The sequence below is a fragment of the Phenylobacterium sp. genome, from assembly GCF_044371015.1.
Lineage (GTDB): Bacteria > Pseudomonadota > Alphaproteobacteria > Caulobacterales > Caulobacteraceae > Phenylobacterium.
On the sequence record NZ_JBILUK010000325.1, the window covers coordinates 1 to 2,862 of the forward strand.

Annotated in this window: 3 protein-coding genes and 1 pseudogene; all 4 read left to right on the forward strand. The window is 71.0% G+C overall.

Annotated features, from left to right (window positions below; translation table 11 throughout):
* Positions 1–160, forward strand: a 160-nt coding sequence (locus ACIQ3R_RS17080; RefSeq protein WP_397420052.1) for a FliM/FliN family flagellar motor switch protein, incomplete at its 5' end; no start/stop codon positions are given.
* Positions 157–729, forward strand: coding sequence for a DUF6468 domain-containing protein (locus ACIQ3R_RS17085; protein ID WP_397420050.1), 573 nt, complete (start codon positions 157–159; stop codon positions 727–729). The genes ACIQ3R_RS17080 and ACIQ3R_RS17085, both read left to right, overlap by 4 nt.
* Entirely contained in the window at positions 726–1,550 is an 825-nt protein-coding gene (locus tag ACIQ3R_RS17090) for a MotE family protein (protein ID WP_397420051.1), read from the forward strand. Before ACIQ3R_RS17085 ends, ACIQ3R_RS17090 begins: the two co-directional genes overlap by 4 nt.
* Before the next feature lie 5 nt (positions 1,551–1,555).
* Positions 1,556–2,862 (forward strand): annotated as a pseudogene (locus tag ACIQ3R_RS17095) (endoglucanase); the annotation flags it as partial.

Consider the following 2,862-nt stretch of genomic DNA (forward strand, 5'->3'; position numbering starts at 1 on the left):
GCTGATGCTGAACGCGACGCCGGATAGCCTGATCGAGCTTCGCGCGGGGGCCATCGCGCTGACCCGGGGCCGGATGGGCCGCCGCAACCACCACATCGCCGTTCGCGTGGAGGCCCCGCTGTCTCCCAACGCGCGGCAAGCCGTGCAGAGGACGTCATGAGTTTGATCGCACTGGGTCTGAACGGCCTCCTGGCTGTGCTGCTGTTGGCGGCGCTTGCGGTGGGGTTGCGGCTGAACGGGCGACTGAAAGCCCTGCGGGAAAGCCAGGACGGGTTCGAGGCGGCGGTTCAGGAACTGAATCACGCCGCCCAGCGAGCCGAGCAGGGGCTGGCCGATCTGCGCGCGGCGACCGACGAGGCGAGCGACATACTCTCCGATCGCATAGAGAAAGGTCGCGCGCTGGCGAACCGACTGGAGGGACTGACCGCCGCCGCGCCCGAGCGTCCGCGTGCTGCGGAGCGGAGTTTTGAGGGCCGGGGCCTTCCACCGGTGAGCCCGCCCGCGCGGGAGGACGTGACGAGTCAGCGGCTGGCTGCCCTGTTGGCCCTCGCGCGTGGGCGTCTCGACGCCGCGGCGGAGCCGCAGAGGCCGGCGTTTACGCCGCTGGATCCACCCGAGGCGGTCGAACCGCAATCGCGGCCGGCTCCGCGCCGATTTGCGATCACCCCGGATGATGACCTGTTCGAGGACGCGCTGGAGTTGGATCGTCCGATGAGCGCACGCCGATGAAGTCCGTACCGCGTATTCTACCGTTGCTCGGCGTGGCGGTCGGCGGGGTGCTGGCCGTCAACGCTTTGTCAGGCGCCCAGGACCTGCCGGAGTTGCTGACCGGTGCGCGCGCCTTTGCGGAAGGAGCCGCGCAACCCGAAACCAAGGCGGCCAAGGATCCCAAGCCGGTCAGCGAAGCGGCCCCAGCGGCTGGGGACAAGGCGACGGATGCTGCGGCCAAGGCTCCCGCGCCCGGGACGACAGCGCCGCGCGCGGTTTGTGCGCCGACGGCTGCGGAACTGGCCAAGCAGGCGGGGCTGTCGCCCGCGGAACTGCAGGTGTTGCAGAGCCTTGGCGCGCGGCGGGGCCAGATCGATGCGCGGGAGAACGAGCTGAGCTCCCAGCTGGCCTTGATGGCCGCAGCCGAAGCTAAGCTGGACGCAAAGATAAAATCTCTCAATAGCTTGAAGGCTGATGTTCAGGGCCTGTTGAAGCAGACTGATGCCAAGCAGCAGGCCGAGATCGACCGTCTGGTGAAGGTGTTCGAGGGCATGAAGGCCAAGGACGCCGCGCCGCGCATGGTGGCGCTGGACGACAGCGTTCGCATTCCGATCGCCGCCAAGATGAAGGAGCGCGCGCTATCCGCGATGCTGGCTCAGATGCCGCCGCAGGAAGCCAAGAAACTGACCGAGTCCCTGGCGCGTCGGTTCGCGGAGGCGCAGGCCGCGGCGGCTAAGGCCAGCGCCGCAGCAGGTCCTGCGCCCGCGCCGACGACGGCGCCGGCCAAGCCCCCGGCGAAACAGGCGGCCGCGCCTGCGACGCCGCCGGCTAAGGCGGGCTGACGTTCATGAGCCTAAAGCGGGCCCTGCGTTCGGGCGTCGCCGCCGCCTGCATCGTAAGCCTGGCGGCGCCGGCTGGGGTACAGGCGCAGTCCGCGCCGCCGCAGGTGCGCGCCGCGGGTCCGGACGTGCGCGTGGCGACGGCGGCCACCTTCTGGCGGGTGGAGATCGGCGGGCCGGTGACGACCCGGCGGGATGGCCGCACGATCACTCTGACCTTCGCCGCGGGCGCCAACCCCGACGTCGCGCGCCTGCGCACATCGCCGCCGCGCTGGATCGAGAAGGTCGAGCGGCGCACCGTCGGCGCCCGCCTGGAACTGGTGCTGACCCTCGCAGAGGATGCCGATGCCCGCATCGGCCGGGCGGACGGCGCGACCTATGTCAACGTCTTCGAGGCCGACAAGGCGGAGTCCGAAGCCGAGGCGCCGGCCGCTCCTGAGCCGGCGACGCCTGCCGTCGAGGTGGCGGAAGCCGAGCCGGAGCGCCCCGATCCCTTGCCGCCGGGCGGGCGGGTGCCGGTCCAGTCGAAGATCGCAGGCGGGCAGGTGCAATACTCGTTCGCCTTCGCCAATCCGGCGGGCGCAGCGGTGTTTCGGCGAGGCGATGCGGTGTGGGTGGTGTTCGACGCTCCCGCCAAGCTGGATGTCTCCAAAACGCCACGCGGCGTGGCCTCGGTGCGCGGGGCTCAGGCCATCACAGGCGCCGACCACGCGGCGGTGCGGATCGACGTCGTGCCCGATGCGCCGGTGTTCGTGGTCTCGCAAGGCGCGACCTGGACCGTGGCGGTAGGTCCGGGCGGCCAGCCTCAGCCCAGTATCGTACGGGTGGCTCGCGACGCGGCGGCCGGGACGGCGACGCTGCGCGCGCCGGTGGCCGGCGCGACCCGTGTGATCAACCTGCCGGATCCGGTGGTGGGCGACACGCTGAAGGTGGTCACCGCGCTCGGACCCCCCAAGGGCCTTCCTATCCGCAGGGAGTTCGTGGAACTGGCTTTGCTGCCCTCGATTCAAGGGCTGGCCATCGAGCCGCGTGTCGACGACCTGAACGTTCAGCGGGACGGCGAACTGGTCACAATGACCCGCGCCGAGGGCCTTTCGCTATCACCCACCTGGGCCGCCAAGGCGCGCGCGCCTGCAAGTCTGGGAGCGCCGGAACCGGCCTCCATGCCGGCGCTGATCCACTCCGACTGGGGTCGGACAGGCGAGGGCGGCTTCCTGCCTCGCTACAATGCACTGCTCGCGGCGGCGGCGGCCGAGGGGCAGTTGGGCGACCGCACCGCACCGACCGAGGCGCGGATGGCGCTGGCCCGCTTCCT

Coding starts and splice junctions, on each gene's coding strand:
- ACIQ3R_RS17085 (WP_397420050.1), top strand. CDS start 157: ATGAGTTTGATCGCACTGGGTCTGAACGGCCTCCTGGCTGTGCTGCTG.
- ACIQ3R_RS17090 (WP_397420051.1), top strand. CDS start 726: ATGAAGTCCGTACCGCGTATTCTACCGTTGCTCGGCGTGGCGGTCGGC.